At 65.7% G+C, this 14,114-nt stretch carries 12 protein-coding genes; 3 read left to right on the top strand and 9 right to left on the bottom strand.

All coding sequences use genetic code 11. The features are described from left to right. Window positions 1-16: 16 nt before the first annotated feature. The 7 genes from LL06_RS13075 to LL06_RS13045 form a co-directional block, all read right to left on the bottom strand. On the bottom strand, window positions 17-1,633 hold the full coding sequence (locus LL06_RS13075; protein WP_035527367.1) for a TRAP transporter large permease: 1,617 nt from the start codon (window positions 1,631-1,633) through the stop codon (window positions 17-19). Window positions 1,634-1,639: 6 nt separating this feature from the next. After that, window positions 1,640-2,320, bottom strand: coding sequence for a TRAP transporter small permease (locus LL06_RS13070; protein WP_081963950.1), 681 nt, complete (start codon window positions 2,318-2,320; stop codon window positions 1,640-1,642). Window positions 2,321-2,514: 194 nt separating this feature from the next. Beyond that, window positions 2,515-3,519 carry a DctP family TRAP transporter solute-binding subunit gene (locus LL06_RS13065; protein WP_035527364.1) on the bottom strand — a complete coding sequence of 335 codons (1,005 nt, stop codon included), beginning with the start codon at window positions 3,517-3,519 and terminating at the stop codon, window positions 2,515-2,517. Between the two features lie 288 nt (window positions 3,520-3,807). After that, entirely contained in the window at window positions 3,808-5,175 is a 1,368-nt protein-coding gene (locus LL06_RS13060; RefSeq protein ID WP_244447126.1) for a sigma-54 dependent transcriptional regulator, read from the bottom strand. 66 nt (window positions 5,176-5,241) lie between these two features. Beyond that, the gene (locus LL06_RS13055) at window positions 5,242-7,038 is read right to left on the bottom strand and encodes an ATP-binding protein (RefSeq protein ID WP_052161530.1); all 1,797 of its coding nucleotides are present in this window, start codon (window positions 7,036-7,038) and stop codon (window positions 5,242-5,244) included. Between the two features lie 59 nt (window positions 7,039-7,097). Then, on the bottom strand, window positions 7,098-7,796 hold the full coding sequence (locus LL06_RS13050; protein WP_035527360.1) for a tellurite resistance TerB family protein: 699 nt from the start codon (window positions 7,794-7,796) through the stop codon (window positions 7,098-7,100). A gap of 105 nt (window positions 7,797-7,901) precedes the next feature. Next, entirely contained in the window at window positions 7,902-8,540 is a 639-nt protein-coding gene (locus tag LL06_RS13045) for a 2-dehydro-3-deoxy-phosphogluconate aldolase (protein WP_035527356.1), read from the bottom strand. A gap of 140 nt (window positions 8,541-8,680) precedes the next feature. Between LL06_RS13045 and LL06_RS13040 the strand changes: the two genes are divergently transcribed. The 3 genes from LL06_RS13040 to LL06_RS13030 are packed head-to-tail and all read left to right on the top strand — an operon-like array spanning window position 8,681 to window position 11,900. Continuing rightward, window positions 8,681-9,625 carry a rhodanese-related sulfurtransferase gene (locus tag LL06_RS13040; RefSeq protein ID WP_035527353.1) on the top strand — a complete coding sequence of 315 codons (945 nt, stop codon included), beginning with the start codon at window positions 8,681-8,683 and terminating at the stop codon, window positions 9,623-9,625. Then, window positions 9,622-10,872 carry an FAD-dependent oxidoreductase gene (locus LL06_RS13035; RefSeq protein WP_035527351.1) on the top strand — a complete coding sequence of 417 codons (1,251 nt, stop codon included), beginning with the start codon at window positions 9,622-9,624 and terminating at the stop codon, window positions 10,870-10,872. The genes LL06_RS13040 and LL06_RS13035 overlap by 4 nt, the downstream gene beginning before the upstream one ends. A 23-nt stretch (window positions 10,873-10,895) precedes the next feature. Beyond that, window positions 10,896-11,900, top strand: a complete 1,005-nt coding sequence (locus LL06_RS13030) for a 4-hydroxyproline epimerase (protein WP_035527348.1) — start codon at window positions 10,896-10,898, stop codon at window positions 11,898-11,900. Window positions 11,901-11,926: 26 nt separating this feature from the next. Here LL06_RS13030 and LL06_RS13025 read toward each other — a convergent pair whose 3' ends face one another. Continuing rightward, a complete protein-coding gene (locus LL06_RS13025; RefSeq protein ID WP_052161529.1) occupies window positions 11,927-12,640 on the bottom strand; it encodes a YetF domain-containing protein in 714 nt (237 codons plus the stop codon). Window positions 12,641-12,718: 78 nt separating this feature from the next. Continuing rightward, complete coding sequence (locus tag LL06_RS13020; RefSeq protein WP_035527345.1) at window positions 12,719-14,080, bottom strand: GH1 family beta-glucosidase; 1,362 nt, start codon at window positions 14,078-14,080, stop codon at window positions 12,719-12,721. Window positions 14,081-14,114 lie beyond the last annotated feature (34 nt).

Genomic DNA, 14,114 nt, shown 5'->3' with positions numbered 1-14,114 from the left:
TCAGGCCACCCAATGCCTATCTGTTGACGATCTCCGGCCCCATCAGGCTGTAGGGCAGCCAGGTCGACAGCAACGGGACGTAGGTGATGATGATCAGGAACACGAACAGCACCGCGACGAACGGCATCGCCGCGCGCACCACCTGCACCAGGCTCATGCCGGTGATCCCGGAGGTAACGAAGAGGTTCAGCCCGATCGGCGGCGTGATCATGCCGATCTCCATGTTGACCACCATGATGATGCCGAGATGCACCGGATCGACGCCCAGCTCCATGGCGATCGGGAACACCACCGGCGCCACGATGAGAAGCAGGCCGGACGGCTCCATGAACTGCCCGCCGATCAGCAGCAGGATGTTGACCGCGATCAGGAAGGTGAACCAGGTGAAGCCGTAGCCGAGCATGAGTTCGGTGATGGCGTCGGGGATCCGCTCCGAGGTGAGCACATGGGCAAACAGCAGCGCGTTGACGATGATGAACATCAGCATGATCGTCGTCCTGGACGCATCGATCATCACCTTGCGGGTGTCCTCGTTGAAGAACGCGCGCCCGAAATTGCGGCCCATCAGCTTGAGGTTCCGTCCCCAGATCGGCAGGCCAGCGACCAGCGCCGAAGGCACCCCGGCCAAGCCCCTGTCGCCGCGCCAGGCGATGTAGCCCACCATGATCGCGAGCGAGATCGCCAGGCCGAGATTGGACCGGCCGGAGAAGGTGACTGTCTCGGACTCGCTGGTGGCGAAGAACGACAGGATCATCCAGACGAAATAGAAGGCCACGGCGTAGACGAGACCGGAGAACCCCGCCCGGCTGGCGCGGGAATCGGTGTCGCTGATCCACCGGATGCCCGCCATCGGCCCCATGTCGCGATAGACGAAGATGGCGATGAAGAAGGAATAGACCGCCGCCACCGCGGCCGCTTCCGTCGGCGTGAACACGCCGCCATAGATGCCGCCGATGATGATGATGATCAGGAACAGACCCCATCCGGCGTCCTTGCCGCCGGCGACGATCTCGCCGAAGCCGCGCCAGGGCTCGGAGGGAAGCCCCTTGACGCGCGCCACGACATAGATGGCGAGCATCAGCATCAGCCCGGCGAGGATGCCCGGGATCACGCCGGCCAGGAACATCCGCCCCACCGACACGTCCGTTGCCGCCGCATAGACCACCATGACGATCGAGGGCGGAATGAGAATGCCCAACGTGCCGGCATTGGCGATGATGCCCGCGGCGAATTCCTTGGAATAGCCCACCTGCCGCATGCCGGCGATGGCGATGGTGCCGATGGCGACCACGGTGGCGGGCGACGATCCCGACAGAGCCGCGAACAGCATGCAGGCGAGCACGCTCGCCATGGCCAGCCCGCCGCGGAAATGCCCCACCGTCGCGATGGCGAAGCGGATGATGCGCTTGGCCACCCCGCCCGTCGACATGAAGGCCGAGGCGAGCACGAAGAACGGGATGGCGAGCAGGGTGTAGTTCTGCGAGGCGGTGAAAAGCTGGATCGCCACCGAGGACATGGAATCATTGGAGAAGAAGGCGATCAGGATGATCGACGACAGCCCCAGCGACACCGCCACCGGCACGCCGGCGAACAACAGGCCCAGAACGAGCACAAACAGGATTGCGGTTTCCATCGTCGATCAGTCCTTCAGCACGTTGCGGTTTTCGGCAACGAGGTCTTCCGCCTCATGTCCGGCGATGATCAGTTCGCGGTCGCCGCGCCAGATCGCCACCGCCGCCTGAAGCGCGCGGAAGCCGAACAGGCCCAGTCCGATGGGAAGGATCACATAGGCGATCCAGCGCTGCACCCGCTCCTGCAGGCCGAGGCTATCCTGCATCCATTCCGGATAGCGCAGATCGTCGAGGCCGATGCCGATCTGGTACATCTTCGACCAGTAGACCATGGCGCCGCCGCTTGTATCGGCTCCCAAAATGCCGAGCCAGGCGGACTCGATCAGGATGGCCGCGTAGAGAAAGGCGCACAGCGCGCCGAAGATCGCCAGCGCCTTGAACGCCGGCTTGGGCAACAGCCGCACGACCGCGTCCACTCCCAGATGCATGCCCTGCTTGAGGCCATAGCTCATGCCGAACAGGATCATCCAGGCAAACAGCAGCCGGGTGAATTCGAGCGCACCGGTCCAGCCGCTGTTGAACCCGTAGCGGGCGACGACCTGGAAGAACGAGACAAAGGTGATCAGCGCCAGGATCACGGCGAGGACATTCTCCTCAAACCGTGTGACGGAGTCCGGGTTGCGGCGCTCCGCAAGCCAGAACAGCGCGACCACGATGCCGGTGATGAGATAAGGCAGATAGACAATCATGCGATCCCCCGATTTGACTGACGCTATGCTGTGGATGGGACAGTGGACCGGCCGGCAGGCTCGAAAGCGCCCTTGCGCATCGCGTCACACCCCCCGTGCGCATTCACATCCGCGGGAGCACCCTGCGAAGCTCCCGCGCATGCCCGATGGCAGGCCCGGGAGCGATCCCGGGCCTGCGTTCTCTGCAACGTCGTTCAGTTCGTCGCGTTGGAAGCGACTGCGGCCTCGATCAGATCGGTGCCGATGTCGCCCTCGAACTTGCTCCACACAGGCTTCATGGAATCAACCCATGCCTGGCGCTGTTCCGGTGTGAGTTCGCGGATCGTCCCGCCGGCATCGATGATGTTCTGGCGGTTCTTCGCCTCGGTCGCGGCAACGGCGGCGTTGGCTTCGATCGTCACTTCATCGACGATCTTGACGAACTGGTCGCGCATCTCGGGCTCAAGGCTGTTGAGCCATTCCGTCGAGGTCACCAGCAGATAGGCGAGAAGCTGGTGGTTGGTTTCGGTCACGCCGTCCTGCACCTCGAAGAATTTCTGGGTGTAGATGTTCGACCAGGAATTTTCCTGACCGTCGACAACGCCGGTCTGGAGCGCGCCATAGACTTCCTTGAAGGCGAGCTTCTGGGCCGAACCGCCCATGCCCTCGATCATGGCTTCGGCCACGTCGGAGGTCTGGATGCGGAACTTCAGGCCGTTGGCGTCCGAGGGAAGCAGCAGCGGCTTGTTGGCCGAGAACTGCTTGAGGCCCGACGACCAGTAACCAAGCCCGGTGTAGCCAACGTCTTCCATCACGGTCAGCAGGCTCTTGCCGGGATCGGACTGGATGAAGCTGTCGACCGCCTTGAGGCTCGCGAACAGGAACGGAAGGTCGAACAGCCGGTATTTCAGCGTGTAGGCCTCGAACTTCGACAGCGACGGGGCTGCGAGCTGGACGTCGCCGAGAAGCAGCGCCTCGAGAACCTTGTCGTCATCGAACAGGGTCGAGTTGGCGAAGACTTCCATGCAGGCCTTGCCGTTCATCTCGTCGTTGACCCGTTCGGCCAGACGCGTGGCGGCGTCGCCCTTGGGGTGGCCGGTGGCGGCGACGACGTGGCTGAACTTGATGACCATCTCGCCGTCGTCGCACTTGGCGGACGCGGCGTTGGCGGAGATGAGGAGTGCGGCGGCCGAAACGGCGCCGAGAAGCAGTTTTTTCATAAGATGTCCTCCACTGGGGCAGAATGCCCTGAACTGACTGGCGAAGCGCAGACCGGAGAAAAACCTGAATTGCCAGATCGTCGACCCGGCGTCCTCCCGGCGATGTCCTCCCGTCCATCGCATTCAGAGAAACAACCTTGCAATCGCCGTGCCAGCTTGAAAATGAAGCGACAAACCGCCTCTCAGGCCCCAGCTCGGGCCGGAAACCGGGCCCGGAGACGCGACAAGCCCCAGAAAGCGAGGCCCGGTGGGCACCGGCCGACACATGTCCGGACTGCGGTGGGCGTGTTACGACCCATCGCCGCAGTCATCGGCGGAAATGCCGAGCCGCCGCATTTTCTCATACAGGCCCTTGCGGGAGATGCCGAGGCTCTCATAGCTCGGCTTCAAGGCGCCGCCGTTCCGGTTGATCTCGGCCACGATCACTGCCTTCTCGAACGCGTCTATCCGGTCGGAAAGGCTGCCCGACAGGGCGTCCACGGGAGCCGCCGGCCCCGAACCGAACCCCGACCACATGCCCAGCACGAACCGGTCGGCGACATTGCGCAATTCGCGCACATTGCCCGGCCAGGCATGCGCCATCAGCCCGGCCTCGATCTGCGGGGTGATTTCGGGGATCTCCCGGCGGTAGCGCGCCCGCGCCTCCCGCGCCAGATGGAAGAACAGCAGCGGAATGTCGTCCTTGCGGGCCTTGAGCGGCGGAATTTCCAGCGTGATCACATTGAGCCGGTAGTAGAGATCGGTGCGGAAGGCGGGATTGTTGCTGAGATCGGCCTTGGTGGCGGCGACGAAGCGCACGTCGAGCGCCACCTGCCGGTTCGATCCCAGCCGTTCGATCATCCGGCCTTCGATGGCGCGCAGCAGTTTCGCCTGCAGATCGATCGGCATCGATTCGATCTCGTCGAGAAACACCGTGCCGCCACTGGCGTGCTCCAGCTTGCCGACCCTGAGCTTCTGCGCGCCGGTGAAGGCGCCCGCCTCATGGCCGAAGAGTTCGGATTCGAAGATATCCGCCGGCAGCGCGGCGCAATTGATGGCGACGAAATTGCCTTTGCGCCTCGGTCCGAAATCATGCAGCGCGCGCGCCACCACCTCCTTGCCGGTCCCGGTCTCCCCGGTGATCAGCACATCGGCGTCGGTCTCGGCAACAGCGGAAATCTGCGCCCTGAGATGCTGGATCGCCGGATTGCGGCCGACCAGCCGGGCGGACAGGTCGTCCCCGCCGTCAAGCGCGTTGCGCAGCGTGCGGTTTTCGAGCACCAGCCGGCGTTTTTCGATCGCCCGCTCGACCACCGAGAACAGCCGGTTGGCGGCAAACGGCTTTTCGATGAAATCATAGGCCCCGGCCCGCATCGCCTCCACCGCCATCTGCACGTCGCCATGGCCGGTGATCAGCACGACCGGCAGGGTCGGATCGATCGCCAGCACCTGGCGCATCAGCGCGAGCCCGTCCGTGCCGGGCATGCGGATATCAGAGACGATGACGCCATAGAGGCTGCGCAGCGGCAGATCGCCGATATCGTCCGCATCCGCATGGGCGACGACACTCAGGCCCTCCAGTTCCAGCGACTGCTTGAGCGCATGGCGCAGGTCCGCGTCGTCATCGATGAGATGAATGACCCGGTCCTGTTCTCGCAAGGCGGAATTGTCTTCCAAGGATAGGCTCCTCCCCAGAGCTCGCATGAAGCCTCTGAAACCACGGCGGCCCCGGATTGTCCAGCGTCACCCGGCCCCGTCTTCGGCCAATGGCTCCATCCGCCGCACCCCCGCCGGCTCCGGCGCGTCGGCCGCGCGCAAGGTGATGGTGAAGCAGGCGCCGCCCTCCGGCCGGTTGCCGGCCGTGATCGTGCCGCCGAAATCGCGGATGATGTTGTCGGCGATCGACAGGCCGATGCCGATGCCCTCGCCGATCCCCTTGGTGGTGAAGAACGGATCGAACACCTTGGGCACCTGCTCGGGCGCGATCCCCGGACCGTTGTCGCACACGGTCACCACAACCCGGTCGGCCTCGCGCCTGGCATCGATGTCGATCCTGCCGCCGGGCTGGCCCGACAGCACGTCGACGGCGTTGTTGATCAGGTTGACGAACACCTGGCCAAGCCTGACGCGGCCGCCCTCGACATAAAGGCCGGGCACATCCGGCCCCACCTGGATGCTGGCGATCCCGGCGGCCCGCGCCCGGGGCCGCGCCAGCATCAGGGCCTCGTCGATGATCGTGCCGAGCGGCACCGGGCCCACCGTGGCGCCGGGCTTGCGCGAGAAAGACAGCAGGGTCCGCGACAGCTCCGCCATCCGCTCGACCAGGCCGTTGATGCGGGTGAGGTTTCCCGCCACTTCCGAGGTCAGGCCGCGGTCGAGAAACCGCAAGGCATTGTCCGCATAGGAGCGGATCGCCGCCAAAGGCTGGTTGTACTCGTGGCTGAGCGCCGTCGACATCTGGCCGAGCGCCGCCAGCTTGGCGGTCTGGACCAGTTCGTCCTGGGTCTTGCGCAGCCGCGCCTCGGCCTCGCGGCGGACCTCCACCTCATGGCTGAGAGAGCGATTGGTGACCGAAAGCGCCCGCGTCCGGTCGCGCACCACGCGCTCGAGCCGGAGCGCCGTCGCCCGGTCGGCGCGGGCGCGGATGATCGCCACCTCGTTGCGGCGAAGCGCCACGAGCGCGATCAGGCCGGCGAGCAGGCAGGCAAGAGTGGCCATTGCCGCGGCGCTGAACCGGGCGGCATCGACCGGAGCGGGATCGGCCAGCACATGCAGGTCCCATTCGAGCAGCGGCAACCGGCGGACAAGGTCCAGCCTGTCCTCGAACCCGCCATTGATCAGGTAGCGGTCGCTCCGGCCGGGTTCGCGCAGGGCGGAGATCGGCTGCAGCCGCCATTCGGGATCATTGGCCAGGAACACGGTGTCCGTCCGGTCGGTCACGAAGATGCGCCGCGCCGACAGCGCCCACGCCGCTTCGACACGGTAGAAATCGACATAGACGATGACGACCCCGACAAACCTGCCCTCGCGGCGGACGCCCGATGAGAACGCATAGGTCCGCTGCCCTTCGCCATAGGACAGCGCCGCCCGGCCCAGACGTCCCTGCCGGGCCACCTCGATCAGGTCGGGAAGGTCCTGACTGCTGGTCACAGAGGATCCGCGCGCATTGGCCAGCAGGCTGCCGTCGGGAAAGAAGAACGCCACGTCCATCGCAGCGGACATCGCCGCGATCTCCTCGGCCGTGCGGCGCGCGTCGACCGTCTGGGCATTGCCCCCGGCGTCGCGCACGAACAGCGCCCGGATCGAGGACTGGCGCGACAGCAGCGGCGGCAGCAGGCGGTACTTGTCGAGAACGCCCGACAGGATCTCGGTCTGCACGGCCAGCGTCTCGCCGGCCTTCTGCATGACGTCGGACAGCGCCTGCTCCTGCGCCGCATGCACGGACAGGCCGACGACGAACGCCGAAATCAGCGCCCAGGCCACGAACAGGCCCGTTCGGATATGCCGGAAATGCTTCTCGATGACGGCGCGCGATCCCATCGCCGGACTTTAGCCGCTTTGCCGGCCCGGGCAAGCGCGCCGGAGATGACGTGGGACGATCAGACCTTCGCGGCCGCGACCGTGGCCTCGATATGATCGACCAGCGGATCGGGCAAGCCAAGCCGGCCGGCCAGCAGGTCGAGGAAACCGCGCTCGGCCCGGGTCTCCGGATCGATCGTCAGCCGCGCGGCCGTGAACATCTCCACCTTCCGCGCCTCCGTGGAGGCCGATCTCACCAGCGCGTCCATGTCGACCGGCTTTGCCAGCTCGTCGGAGAGGAAGTCCATCGCATCGCGCCCGAGGCCGGACAGGGCAAGTTTCTCCTGAATCCGGTTCCGCTCGGCGTCATCGACATGGCCATCGGCGCGCGCCGCGGCAATCATCACCCGCACCAGCGACAAGGCGAAATCGTCGGTGACCGCCGCCGGCTCGGTCGAGAATTCGGAATCCCGGGGCGGCGGCAGCAGCTCCGGCTCGCCGGCGGTCTGGCCGGCCATCGGATCCTTGCCCGCCTGGTAGTTCTTCCAGGCCTGGTAGCCGAGTCCGGCGATCGCGGCCATGCCGCCGAGCTTGAGCGCCGACCCGCCGATCGCCCGTCCCGTGCCGGTGCCCAGAAGCACCGCGACGATGGCGCCGGTGGCCAGCGGATTTTCCTTGGCGAGTTGCGTGGCCTGGGTGGCCTTGTCGCGGATCGTTCCCTGCGTGCCTGGAACGTTGGAGCCGAGAAACTGCTCGAGCAGAGCTTTGGGGTCAAACATGAAACCTGATCCTTGTCTTTCTGAAGGTGCGGATGTCACACCCGCTTTTCTTTCAGATAGGAAGGCCAGGTCCCGCTTTCAAACGGATTTCCGGTCGCGAGCGGTTCAGGCGGAGAGCCAGGAGGCTTCGGTGGCGAGCCGCGTGATCCCGTCCCAGTCGCCTGCCTCGACCAGCGCCGCGGGCGCCACCCAGGATCCGCCGACGCAGATCACATTGCTCAGCGACAGGTAGTCGCGCGCATTGTCGGGGGTAATCCCGCCGGTGGGGCAGAACATCGTGCCCGCCAGCGGCGAGGCAAGGGATTTGAGATAGGCGACGCCGCCGGCCTGTTCGGCGGGGAAGAACTTCAGTACTTCGTAGCCCTCTTCCCTGAGCGCCATGATTTCGCTCGGGGTCGCGGCCCCCGGCAACATCGGCACCGGCGATTTGCGCGCCACGTCGAGCAGCTCCTGGGTCGTGCCGGGAGAGACGATGAACTGCGAGCCGGCATCGACCGCCTGTTGGTACTGACGCGCATTGAGCACCGTGCCGACGCCCGGCACGGCACCCTCGACCTCGTCGGCCACCGCCCGGATCGCGTCCAGCGCCACCGGCGTCCTGAGCGTGATCTCGATGGCCTTGAGCCCTCCGGCAACCAGCGCGCGGGCCAGCGGCACCGCATGGGCGAGATCCTTGATGACGAGCACGGGAACCACAGGCTGCAGTTTCAGGATGGAAATGAGGGCTTGGGTCTTGTCACCCATGGCGCTGGTCCTTTCGCGTCGTCAATCGGAGCGCTTCGAATAGCCTTTCGTGTCTGGCTTGTCCATGTTTCCGCCGCTCAACCGGCCGAGGTGAGGCGACCTGCCCGATTGCCTGAATCCCGGAGACGCGCTATTCCGCGATGATGAAGTCACATCCACAAGCTCCCGCACCCAACCAGCCGGTCGTCGTGGCCGCGCTCTATCATTTCGCCCGGCTCGAGGACCACGCGGCCCTGCAGGCTCCGCTCGCCAGCCTCTGCGACCAGATGGGCGTGAAGGGCACCTTGCTGCTCGCGCGCGAGGGCGTCAACGGCACCATCGCCGGATCGCGCACGGCGATCGACGCGGTGCTGGCGCATCTGCGCGCGATCCCCGGCCTTCAGGCTCTGGAGCACAAGGAAAGCAGCGCCCACAAGATGCCGTTCAGGCGCATGAAGGTGCGCCTGAAAAAGGAGATCGTCACCATGGGCGTCCCCGACATCGACCCGCTCGAGGGTGTCGGCGCCTATGTCGATCCGCGCGACTGGAACGAGCTGATATCGGATCCCGAGACCATCCTCATCGACACCCGCAACGACTATGAAGTGGGCATCGGCACGTTCAAGGGCGCGATCAACCCGGAGACGGGCACTTTCCGGGAATTTCCGGGCTGGGTCGAGAAAGCGGGCCTCGAGGACAGGACCAGGCCGATCGCGATGTTCTGCACCGGCGGCATCCGCTGCGAGAAGGCCACCGCCTTCATGCGGGCGAAGGGCTACGAGAAGGTCTATCACCTCAAGGGCGGCATCCTGAAATATCTTGAAGAGGTGCCCGAAGAGAAAAGCCTGTGGCAGGGCTCCTGCTTCGTCTTCGACGAGCGCGTCGCGGTCACCCACGGCCTGCGCGAGAGCGACGAGATCCTCTGCCGCGCCTGCCGCAACCCGGTGACGCCCGAAGAGCAGGCCTCGGCGCTGTTCGAGGAAGGCGTCTCCTGTCCGCACTGCCACGACAGCCGCAGCGAGGAAGACCGCGAACGCTTCCGCATGCGCCACCGGCAGATGCTGGCCGAACGCGCGAAGGCGCGCGCCGAGACGGAGACCGCATGAGCGAGGCCGCAAAGCGCGTTGTCATCATCGGCGCCGGAATCGTCGGCATCGCCACGGCGGCGCTTCTATCCGAGCAGGGCCATGCCGTCACCGTGATCGACCGCAGCGGCATCGCCGAGGAGACCAGCAAGGGCAACGCGGCGGCGCTGGCCTTCTCCGACATCATGCCGCTGGCCTCGCCGAAGATCCTGCTCAAGGCGCCCCGGTGGCTGCTCGATCCGCTGGGACCGCTGTCGATCCGTCCCTCCTATCTGCCGCGGCTCACGCCCTGGCTGTGGCAATTCTGGAAGGCGAGCCAGCCCGGCCGCCTGCGAACCTCGATTGCCGCGCAGACAGCGCTGATGCGGCTCGCCGAGACCGAGATGATGGCGCTGGTCGACCGCGCCGGCATCGGCGCGATGGTGCGCCATGACGGTTCGCTCGAGCTCTATGAAAGCGAAGCCGAGTTCAATGCCACCGCCACCGGCTGGACCCAGCGCGAGCGGGCGGGCATCGGCTTCGAGCATGTCCGCGGCGGACGGCTGGCCGAGCTGCAGCCCGGCCTTTCGCCCCGTTTCGTCGCCGGCACCTTCGTGCCGGGATGGAAGACGGTGTCCGAGCCGCAGCACTTCGCGCGGGCGATCTGGACCCATGCGGAGCGCCATGGCGCGGTGTTCGAGAAGGCCGAAGTCCGGTCATTGGACCGGTCCGAAAAGGGCCCTGCCGCAAGGATGGCCGACGGAACGTCCCGGCAGGCCGACCGCATCGTCGTTTGCGCCGGCGCCTGGTCGGCGCGGCTGATCGGTCCCCTGACCCGGCTGCACATCCCGCTCGAGACCGAGCGCGGCTACAACACCACGCTGCCGCCGGGCGCCTTCGATCTCAAGCGGCAACTGATCTTCGGCAATCACGGCTTCGTGGTCACCCCGCTCGAGACCGGCCTGCGCGTCGGCGGCGCGGTGGAACTCGGCGGGCTCGACCTGCCGCCGAATTACACGCGCTCGAAATCCATGCTCGCCAAGGCGGCCGACTTCCTGCCGGGGCTGAAAACCTCGGACGGCGTCGAATGGATGGGATTCCGGCCGTCGATGCCAGACAGCCTGCCCGTCATCGGCGCCCTGCCGGAAGATCCGTCCGTGCTGCTGGCCTTCGGCAACGGCCATCTCGGCCTGACCCAGTCCGCGGCCATGGGACGGCTGGTCGCCGATCTTGTCGGCGGCAGGCATCCCGCCATCGACATCGCGGCCTGCCGGCCCGACCGTTTCTGAAACCTCGCACAAAGAGCAAAGCCATGGCGCGCAATCGTTTCTTCTGCATCGACGGCCACACCTGCGGCAATCCGGTCCGCGTCGTCACCGGTGGCGGCCCGCAGCTCGTGGGCGACACCATGCTCGAGCGCCGGGCGCATTTCCTGCGCGACTACGACTGGATCCGGACCGGGCTGATGTTCGAGCCGCGCGGCCACGACATGATGTCGGGCGCCATTCTGTATCCGCCGACGCGTGAGGACTGCGATATCGCCTTCCTGTTCATCGAGACCTCCGGCTGCCTGCCGATGTGCGGCCACGGCACCATCGGCACGGTGACGATGGCGATCGAGAACGGGCTGGTGAGCCCGCGCGAACCGGGCGTTCTGGCGATCGACACGCCCGCCGGCCGCATCGTCGCACGCTATCAGCAGAAAGGCCGCAAGGTCACCGAAGTGCGGCTCACCAATGTGCCCGCCTTCCTGCACTCGACGGGGATCAACACCTGGTGCGAGGGCCTGGGCGAGCTGACCGTCGACGTCGCCTATGGCGGCAACTTCTACGCCATCGTCGACGCCCAGGAGAATTTCGCCGACATCAGGGATTTTTCCGCCGCGGACCTGGTGCGCATGAGCCCGGCGCTCAGGGAGCGCCTCAACGCCGAGCACGACTTCGTCCATCCGGAAAAACCCGACATCCGCGGGCTGAGCCACATCCTGTGGACCGGAGCGCCGACCCGCCCCGAGGCGATTGCCCGCAACGCTGTGTTCTATGGCGACAAGGCGATCGACCGCTCGCCCTGCGGCACCGGGACGTCTGCCCGGATGGCGCAATGGGCCGCGAAGGGCAAGCTCAAGCCCGGCGATGATTTCGTCCACGAAAGCATCATCGGCTCGCTGTTTCATGGCCGCGTCGAGGCTGCGGCGGAAGTTGGGGGCAGACCGGCGATCATTCCCTCCGTCGCCGGCTGGGCGGTGGAAACCGGCCTGAACACCATCACCATCGACGACGAGGAAGATCCCTTCGCCCACGGATTCGTGGTGCGCTGATCGAGCTCAGCCGGTGGCTCACGTCATCAGGCCAGGTTGCTGTCGGGCATTTTCGCGTCTGTCCAGATTTCGCCTTTGCAATGCAGGCAGGCCGTCTCTGTGTGCGAACGGAGCGTGCCGCAGTCGTAGCAACAGAGCAGAGAGGCATTTTTCGCCTCCTTCGAATCTGGCTCGAAGCGCGGCGGCGGACAGATTTCGTGCGGAGGCACGATCGGCATTCCGGCAATTGGCTGTCTGGCGCGGAACACGCTAAGGTCGCCATTGGCTTCAAGGAAAGCATCCTCGACCTCGCCGAGATTGCTGATACCCTCGATCCGGAGCAGCGCCATCACCTCGGCCTTGCCGATGCCGCGGTCTGCCGTCTGGTCGGGGTTGAGCCTCCCTGCATGCACGACCCAGTTCGGGACCCCGTCGATCGTCTTCTGCGCCTTGTCAGACCACAGGATCAGGTAGTCGAGGCCCTTGTTGATGAACACGATGATGGTGATCACCAGCATGGCATGCAATAGCGGCACGTCCGGATAGAACAGCGAATCGCCCACCGCCGATCCCAGCGCGATCACCAGCAGGAACTCGACCAGCGACAGTTGCGAGATGCTGCGGCCGCCGATCCACCGGATCAGGCCGAAGGTGTAGATGTAGATCAGCACCGTGCGGAACAAGATTTCCAACAGGAATGCCGGCGGCGGATCGCCCAGCAGCATGCGCGCCCAGTCAAAAGGGATGACGGCTTGATCCATGGCGAGGGCTCCGGGTGGTTGTCTGCGCCACAACGAACGACCGCGACGCTGGTTCCAGCCGAACCCGGCGAAACCAGATCAGCCGCCGTCGTGGGCGGCCATCAGGTCGCGGTACCAGTAGCCGGACTGCTTGATGGTGCGGACCTGGCTTTGATAATCGACATGGACGATGCCGAAGCGCATCGAATAGCCCTCGGCCCATTCGTAATTGTCCATCAGGCTCCAGGCGAAATAGCCCTTCAGCGGATAGTTCTCCGCAATCAGGTCGGCGGCGACGGACAGGTGGGTCGAGAGGTAGTCGAGCCGCATCGTGTCGCTGACCGCGCCGTTCTCGACGTCGGTGTTGTCGGCGGCGCCGTTCTCGGTGATGTAGAATTCCGGCAGCGTGTAGCGGCCGTAGAGATCCTTGACGATGTGGGACAGCCCGGCGGGCTCGATTTCCCACCCGATATCGGTCTTCTCCGGCTTGACCGCCGGCGCGGTCGCGACATGCGGAAAGGCCGACGCCGGATCGTCGCGGACCCGCATCGGCGTGTAATAGTTCAGCCCCCAGAAATCGAGCGGCTGGCGGATCGTGTCGAGGTCGCCCTCCCGGATATGGCCCGCCAGATCCGGGCATCCCTCGAGCACGGAAGCCGGGTAGACGCCCTCGAACAGCGGGCCGAAATACACGCCGTTGTGGAAGTCATTCGCCCGTTGCGCGGCTTTGCGGTCGGCATCGCTGTCGCTTGCGGCCATCACGCTCATGGCATTGAGAACGATGCCGGTCGGCAAATGCGCCCGCTCCGCCCGGATCGCCTGCACGCCGAGGCCATGGGCGAGGTTGGTGACATGCAGCGCCGCCATCGCCGCTTCCATGGACCGTTCGCCGGGGGCATGCACGCCCATCAGATGGCCCAGATAGACCGAACACCAGGGCTCGTTGAAAGTGACGATCGTGTCGAGCCGGTCCCCCAGCCGCCGCGTCACCGCGCCCGCATACTGCGCAAAGGCCGAGGCCGTCTCCCGGTCGGTCCAGCCACCACGGCCCATCAGCGCCAGCGGCAGGTCCCAGTGGTAAAGCGTCGCGAAGGCCTTGATGCCGCGCGCCTTGAGCCCGTCGAGCAACCGGTCGTAGAAGTCGAAGCCCTTGTCGTTGATCGCGCCGGTGCCGTCGGGCAGGATGCGCGGCCAGGCGATGGAAAACCGGTAGGCATCGACGCCGAGCCCGGCCATCAGGTCGAGATCGGCCTCGAGGCGGTTGTAGTGGTCGCAGGCGACATCGCCGGTGTCCCCGCCCTTGACCCGTCCCGGCATGTGGGAGAACGCATCCCAGATCGAGGGCTTGCGGCCGTCCGCGGTCGCAGCGCCTTCGATCTGATAGGCGGCAGTCGCCACCCCGAACAGGAAATCCTCGGGAAACCGGTGAGCGAGCTTCTGCGGGGAGGTGTCGGCGGTCATTGCGTGTCCATTCCAGTATCCGGTGTGTCGTTTC

The sequence above is a fragment of the Hoeflea sp. BAL378 genome (assembly GCF_000759435.1).
Lineage (GTDB): Bacteria > Pseudomonadota > Alphaproteobacteria > Rhizobiales > Rhizobiaceae > Hoeflea.
Note: the sequence above shows the minus strand (reverse complement) of the source record. Positions and strands in the feature narration are given on the sequence as shown.

Excerpts from the sequence above, each read along its gene's own strand:
- LL06_RS13075 (WP_035527367.1), bottom strand. The coding sequence starts at position 1,633 with ATGGAAACCGCAATCCTGTTTGTGCTCGTTCTGGGCCTGTTGTTCGCC.
- LL06_RS13070 (WP_081963950.1), bottom strand. The coding sequence starts at position 2,320 with ATGATTGTCTATCTGCCTTATCTCATCACCGGCATCGTGGTCGCGCTG.
- LL06_RS13065 (WP_035527364.1), bottom strand. The coding sequence starts at position 3,519 with ATGAAAAAACTGCTTCTCGGCGCCGTTTCGGCCGCCGCACTCCTCATC.
- LL06_RS13055 (WP_052161530.1), bottom strand. The coding sequence starts at position 7,038 with ATGGGATCGCGCGCCGTCATCGAGAAGCATTTCCGGCATATCCGAACG.
- LL06_RS13050 (WP_035527360.1), bottom strand. The coding sequence starts at position 7,796 with ATGTTTGACCCCAAAGCTCTGCTCGAGCAGTTTCTCGGCTCCAACGTT.
- LL06_RS13045 (WP_035527356.1), bottom strand. The coding sequence starts at position 8,540 with ATGGGTGACAAGACCCAAGCCCTCATTTCCATCCTGAAACTGCAGCCT.
- LL06_RS13040 (WP_035527353.1), top strand. The coding sequence starts at position 8,681 with ATGATGAAGTCACATCCACAAGCTCCCGCACCCAACCAGCCGGTCGTC.
- LL06_RS13035 (WP_035527351.1), top strand. The coding sequence starts at position 9,622 with ATGAGCGAGGCCGCAAAGCGCGTTGTCATCATCGGCGCCGGAATCGTC.
- LL06_RS13030 (WP_035527348.1), top strand. The coding sequence starts at position 10,896 with ATGGCGCGCAATCGTTTCTTCTGCATCGACGGCCACACCTGCGGCAAT.
- LL06_RS13025 (WP_052161529.1), bottom strand. The coding sequence starts at position 12,640 with ATGGATCAAGCCGTCATCCCTTTTGACTGGGCGCGCATGCTGCTGGGC.
- LL06_RS13020 (WP_035527345.1), bottom strand. The coding sequence starts at position 14,080 with ATGACCGCCGACACCTCCCCGCAGAAGCTCGCTCACCGGTTTCCCGAG.